This window comes from Janthinobacterium sp. (genome assembly GCF_031995485.1).
Taxonomy (GTDB): Bacteria; Pseudomonadota; Gammaproteobacteria; order Burkholderiales; family Burkholderiaceae_D; genus Janthinobacterium.
On the sequence record NZ_DAMAGB010000088.1, the window covers coordinates 1 to 6,018 of the forward strand.

At 62.9% G+C, this 6,018-nt stretch carries 6 protein-coding genes; all 6 read right to left on the reverse strand.

Features of this window, described 5'->3' with window-relative positions:
* Positions 1-730: alpha/beta hydrolase (locus RTQ46_RS26980; RefSeq protein WP_312440693.1), on the reverse strand; the 730-nt coding region annotated here is incomplete at its 3' end.
* A 99-nt stretch (positions 731-829) separates the two neighbouring features.
* Positions 830-1,708: a peptidase gene (locus tag RTQ46_RS26985; protein ID WP_312440694.1), complete on the reverse strand. Its 879-nt coding sequence runs from the start codon at positions 1,706-1,708 to the stop codon at positions 830-832.
* A 103-nt stretch (positions 1,709-1,811) separates the two neighbouring features.
* Positions 1,812-2,624: a transglutaminase family protein gene (locus RTQ46_RS26990; protein ID WP_312440695.1), complete on the reverse strand. Its 813-nt coding sequence runs from the start codon at positions 2,622-2,624 to the stop codon at positions 1,812-1,814.
* Positions 2,624-3,568 carry an alpha-E domain-containing protein gene (locus RTQ46_RS26995; RefSeq protein WP_312440696.1) on the reverse strand — a complete coding sequence of 315 codons (945 nt, stop codon included), beginning with the start codon at positions 3,566-3,568 and terminating at the stop codon, positions 2,624-2,626. Before RTQ46_RS26995 ends, RTQ46_RS26990 begins: the two co-directional genes overlap by 1 nt.
* A complete protein-coding gene (locus RTQ46_RS27000; protein ID WP_312440697.1) occupies positions 3,568-5,010 on the reverse strand; it encodes a circularly permuted type 2 ATP-grasp protein in 1,443 nt (480 codons plus the stop codon). Before RTQ46_RS27000 ends, RTQ46_RS26995 begins: the two co-directional genes overlap by 1 nt.
* A gap of 175 nt (positions 5,011-5,185) precedes the next feature.
* A partial coding sequence (locus RTQ46_RS27005; RefSeq protein WP_312440698.1) for a hypothetical protein occupies positions 5,186-6,018 on the reverse strand: 833 nt, incomplete at its 5' end.

Consider the following 6,018-nt stretch of genomic DNA (forward strand, 5'->3'; position numbering starts at 1 on the left):
CGCCGTCAAAGCCCAGGTCGTAGGCCATCTGGCCCGTGCGCCGCGCCGCGTCTTCAAAGGTGACGTTATAGCCGTGGAAAAAGACAAAGGCATTTTTACCCTTCGATGCCTGGATCTGCTCCGAGAGCGCGGCAAAGAAATGCGCGGGGTCGTCCACCTCGGCGCTCAGCAGCATCACATGCCTGGCGGGGTCGGCGCGAAATTCGAGTCGCCACAGCGACGGCGACTCCAGCTCGCCCATGCGGTGGTCGCGCGGGATGCTGATCTCGCAATGCCCGTAACTGATGCTGCCGGCGCTGCTGCGCTCGCCGCTGAAACGCTGGGCGGCAGGTTTGCCCAGGTCGCGCTGGCGGTCGGTGGCGAAATGCACCCTGACCACGGCGTAGTTCGATACCAATGCGCTTGTTTCGATACTGGCGGCGGGCGCTGCCGCAGGTGGCGGGGCCGGTTCAGGTTCGCGCAGCTGTTCCAGCAATGCCTGCGCGGCAAACAGGGTGGCCATATCGTCGGGCGCCCTGGCGGCCGCCACCGCCTTCGACAGTGCCAGGCGCAGCGCTGGCGAATCAGGCGCCGCTTCCAGGCTGGCGATGGCCGCCAGCACGTCGGACGCGCCAGCCAGCCGGCCAATCGCCGCTTTCAGGCGCTGGTAAGGGAGGGCGACGGCCTCGGGCGCCGCGCCGGGCGCACCCTGTGCAATGGCGGCCGCCACTGCGGAAGTGATCAAGTCCATGGGCCACCCGCCTCTCTGTGCAATATGATTGAAAATTCAATTCATCTTGCCATAAAAGCACGGTTGGCGCCACACGACGTTGCTATGGTGTGAGCACGCTCACTGCTGTCTGCCGCCGTCGAACTGCTGTGCCAGCGATTGCAGCGGCGCGGCGCTGGCGCCATCGCGGCGCACGTGCTCCGGCACGCCCACGCGCACCGGCTTGCTGTTCATGTTGGTCGACGACAGCACGTTGAGGGTGGTTTCGGGCGCCGCGTTCCAGACCGGATCGACGATGCCTTCAAACACATTTTTCAGCTGCTGGCCCCAGGTGTCGCGGATCATGCGGAAATACTGGTTCTTTTCGTCGATGGTGACAAAACGCGTGACCGCCAGCCGTTCCGTTTCATACACCAGCAGATCGAGCGGCAGGCCGACCGAAATATTCGAGCGCAGCGTCGAATCCATCGAGATCAGCGCGCACTTGGCCGCTTCGTCGAGGCGCGTAAACGGATTGACCACGCGGTCGATGATGGGCTTGCCGTACTTGGCTTCGCCGATCTGGAAATAGGTGTTTTCGTCGTGCGATTCGATGAAGTTGCCAGCGGAGTAGACCTGGAACAGGCGGCAGCGCTCCGCGCCGATCTGCCCGCCTAAGATCATGCTGACATTGAAATCGATGCCGCAGTCGGCCAGCGCCCTGGCTTCGCGCTCGCGCACCAGGCGCACCGCTTCGCCCACCAGGCGCGCCGCGTCATACATGCTGGTGACGTTCCAGATGCTGCGCCCGTCGCTGTCGACATGGTCCGAGACGATCTGGCGGATCGCCTGCGAAATCGACAGGTTACCGGCCGTCATCAGCACCAGCACGCGGTCGCCCGGATTTTCAAACACGCTCATCTTGCGGAACGTGCCGACCTGGTCCACGCCGGCATTGGTGCGGGAGTCGGACAGGAAGACCAGGCCTTCATTGAGGCGCATGCCTATGCAATAAGTCATCGGGAAACGATATAAATCAACAAGGTGCTCATTCTACACCAGCCGCGTCCTTGCCGAACAGCCCCGGGGCCGCAGCCAGCCACGTTCTGCCGCGTTTTCTGGGCTAGGGCGCCGAGGCGATCTGCACGTCGACGCTCAGGGTTTCCTTGCCGCCGCCGCGGCGCACGCCGCGCACGGGCGCCGCCGAATCGTAGTCGCGGCCAATGGCCAGGCGGCAGTATGCGTCCGTCATCAGGCGCGCATGGGTCACGTCGATGCTGACCCAGCCCGCATAATCGCTGTCCACCGCCCAGGCGTCGATCCACGCGTGGCTGGCCGCATGGCCCGTGTTGCCCGGATCGATATAGCCCGACACATAGCGCGCCGGCACTCCCCAGGCATGGCAGCAGGCAAGATACAAATGGGCATGATCCTGGCATACGCCGCGCCCCAGCGCCAGCGCGTCGATCGCGGTGGTGGTCACCTCGGTGGCGCCGCTTTCATAGGCGACTTTGCCGGCAATGCTTTCGGCCAGGCGCAGCAGATGGCGCGTGCCCGGCGGCGAGCCGCGGTCCGGCAGGTTGGCGCCGGCCAGTTCGACAATGGTGGGGCCCGATTCCGTCAGCCGCGTCGGCATGGTAAACAGCAGCGGCGACAGGGTATCTTCCAGGTTCAGCCGCCCCTGGTAGGGGAAAATGGTTTCCACCACACCATGCGCCACCAGTTTCAGCGCGTTGTGCCTGCCATTGATCGTCAGCATCTGCGACAGGTTGCCATAGGCATCCGTATAGGCATGCGATTGTCCGGGCGTGGCGATCTGCCACGACAGCGCGCGCTGCTGCGGCTCGATGCGCGGCGTCAGGTGCAGCTGCTGGATGGTGTAGGCCAGCGGCGTGCTGTAGTCATACGTGGTTTCATGGCGGATGGTCAGTATCATCAGGCCGCCAGCGGAACGAGGAAATCACGGCTGACGCGGTTGCCCAGTTCATAGATATTTTCCAGGAACTCCGTCAGGGTATGGTGCAGGCCGGCCTTCAGGATATCGTCGATATGGCCGAATTTCAGTTCGGCATGCAGCCGTCCCGCGAAGCGCTCGGTATCGGCCGATACATCGTTACGGATATGATGCAGATTGTCGACCACGTCATCCATGCAGGCCAGCAGGGAACGGGGCATGTCGCCGCGCAGGATCAAGAGTTCGGCCACGCGCTCGGGCGTGATCACGTCGCGGTATACCTTGCGGTAGATCTCGAAGCCCGACACCGAGCGCAGCAGCGCCGCCCAGTAATAAAAATCGCGCTGGGCGATGTCTTTCGAGGCATCCTTGGCGCCATGGAATTTGACGTCCAGGATGCGCGCCGTATTGTCGGCCCGCTCCAGGAAGGTCCCCAGGCGGATGAAATGGATCGCCTCGTCTTTCAGCATGGTGCCCAGCGTGACGCCGCGCGACAGGTGCGAGCGGTACTTGACCCACTCGAAAAACGCGCTCGGATCGGTCTCCAGCAGATTGCTTTTCAGGCGCTTCTGCAGGTCGAGCCAGGTGGCGTTCTGGGTTTCCCACACTTCGGTGGTCAAAGTGCCCCGCACGGCGCGCGCGTTTTCGCGGGCGCCCGTCAGGCAGGCAATGATCGAGGACGGGTTGTTCGGGTCGCGCACCATGAAGTCGAGCACGTCGCGCGTGTGGAAGCGGCCGTACTTGGCATCGTAGGCGCTTTGCAGCTCGGAAATGCCCAACGTGGCGCGCCAGCCCTGCTCGGCGTCTTCCTGCGATTGCGGCAGCATCGAGGTCTGCATGTTGACGTCGAGCATGCGCGCCGTATTTTCGGCGCGCTCGGTGTAGCGGGCCATCCAGAACAGGTGATCGGCGGTACGGCTCAGCATTATTTGTCTCCAGCGAAAGATTTTTCCAGTACCCAGGTATCCTTGGTGCCGCCCCCTTGCGAGGAGTTGACCACCAGCGAGCCTTCGCCGAGCGCGACGCGAGTCAGGCCGCCCGGCACCATCGAGATGGTCTTGCCGGACAACACAAACGGGCGCAGGTCGATATGGCGCGGCGCGATGCCCGATTCCACATAGGTAGGGCAGGCCGACAGGGCCAGCGTGGGCTGGGCGATATAGCCGCTCGGGTTGGCCAGCAGGCGCTGGCGGAAATCCTCGATCTGCGCGGTGCTCGAAGCCGGTCCCACCAGCATGCCGTAGCCGCCGGCGCCATGCACTTCCTTGACCACCAGCTTGGGCAGGTTGGCCAGCACATATGACAGGTCGGACGACTTGCGGCACTGGTAGGTCGGCACGTTGTTCAGGATGGGCTCTTCCGACAGGTAGAACTTGATCATGTCGGGCACGAACGGATAAATCGACTTGTCGTCCGCCACGCCGGTGCCGATCGCATTGGCCAGCGTGACACGGCCGGCGCGGTACACCGACAGCAAACCGGGCACGCCCAGCGACGAGTCGGGACGGAATGCCAGCGGATCGAGGAAATCGTCGTCGACGCGGCGGTAGATCACGTCCACGCGTTTCGGTCCGCGCGTGGTGCGCATGTAGACGGAATTGTCGTTGACAAACAGGTCCTTGCCTTCGACCAGCTCCACGCCCATCTGCTGTGCCAGGAAGGCATGCTCGAAGTAGGCCGAGTTGTACATGCCCGGCGTCATGACCACCACCGTCGGGTCATCGACGCCCATCGGCGCGACCGAGCGCAGGTTATCGAGCAGCATGTCGGGATAGTGATCGACCGGCGCGATGCGGTTGCGCGCAAACAGTTCTGGGAACAGCCGCATCATCATCTTGCGGTCTTCCAGCATGTAGGATACGCCGGACGGCACGCGCAGATTGTCTTCCAGCACGTAAAACTCGCCCTGGCCGGCGCGCACGATATCGACGCCGGCAATATGGGCGTAGATATCGGAAGCGACGGAAATGCCCTGCATTTCAGGGCGGTACTGCGCATTCTTGTAGATCTGCTCGGCGGGGATAATGCCGGCCTTGATAATGTTCTGCTCGTGATAGATATCGTGGATAAACATGTTGAGCGCCTTGACGCGCTGCACCAGACCGGTCTGCATCTGCGCCCATTCATCGGCGGGAATGATGCGCGGGATGGTATCGAACGGGATCAGGCGCTCGGTGCCGGCATCGTCGCCATAGACGGCAAACGTGATACCGACGCGGCGAAACGTCAGGTCCGCTTCGGCGCGCTTGCGGGCGATGGTTTCCGGCGATTGCTGTTCCAGCCACTGCTTGAATTCACGATAATGGTCACGTACCTTGCCGTCCGTGCCCACCTCATCCGCAGTCATTTCATTAAAAAAATTTGCCATGTTGTGATTTCCCCTTGAGCCTGTCCTGTAAGCTTACTCCAGCAGGAAGCGTGCCAGTGGGCACTATGACAAAAAAGACCATTTTTAATGCGCTATTGTGTGAACTGCACCGCATTGGTGCGGCGAATTTCGGCCAGCGGTCCGTATTGGGGACGGCCGCAGCTGTTTGCATCCGTTACTGCATGCGTTCGGCCAGCCGCGCGACCGCGTCCGACCAGGTGGCGAGGGAGAAATCTTGCGGGTCGTCATGGCCGTTCGGATAACCCGTGTCCAGCACGGCGTGGAACGCGGGTATCAGCCAGCTTCCCTTGCGCACGCTGGCGGCGATATACAGCAGGGCCAGCCTTTCGTATTGGGCGGCGGTAAAACCGGGATTGGGCGCCAGCGCATCGTTGCCCTTGCCGCCGGAGGGCAGCGACCTGCGCGGCTGCACCAGCTCGATATGCAAAAACAGTCCCGTCAGCGAGGGCTTGTCCTTTTCCAGCTTGCTGGCGTAGTTGGCTTCGCCAAAATCATGCACGGCGACCGAGCCGCCCAGCCGGTTCACATACACATGGCCCTTGGGACCGGCGCCTCTGGCAGGATCGCGGACCGCAAAATCGTTGAAGTCCCAGTCCCGCGTATCGATGGCGGCGGGAATCGGCTGATTGAGAAAATTCGGGTAGCTGGTGTCGTGGATCACGAAATAGCGCGCCACGGGCGCTGTCAGCCGGCCTTGCGCGCGCGACAGGGGGGCATCGAGTGCGCCACCCAGGTCGGTTACGCTGATGTGCATGTCAGCCAGGTAGGCCAGCAGCTGGTCGCGCTCCAGCATGACCTTCTCGCCGATATGCCGGTCGAGAAAGGCGGGCAGGGCAGCAGAGGCGCCCAGCCGCGCATACATGGCGACCGGGCGCAGCAAACACATGGCCTGCGCCCGCGCATTGCCCTGGAAACCGCCTTTCCAGGCCGCATGCGGACAGGGAGTTGCTTGCTGGGCGGCGGCGGGCAGCGACAGGGCGAGCGAAA

Coding starts and splice junctions, on each gene's coding strand:
- RTQ46_RS26985 (WP_312440694.1), bottom strand. CDS start 1,708: ATGACTTATTGCATAGGCATGCGCCTCAATGAAGGCCTGGTCTTCCTG.
- RTQ46_RS26990 (WP_312440695.1), bottom strand. CDS start 2,624: ATGATACTGACCATCCGCCATGAAACCACGTATGACTACAGCACGCCG.
- RTQ46_RS26995 (WP_312440696.1), bottom strand. CDS start 3,568: ATGCTGAGCCGTACCGCCGATCACCTGTTCTGGATGGCCCGCTACACC.
- RTQ46_RS27000 (WP_312440697.1), bottom strand. CDS start 5,010: ATGGCAAATTTTTTTAATGAAATGACTGCGGATGAGGTGGGCACGGAC.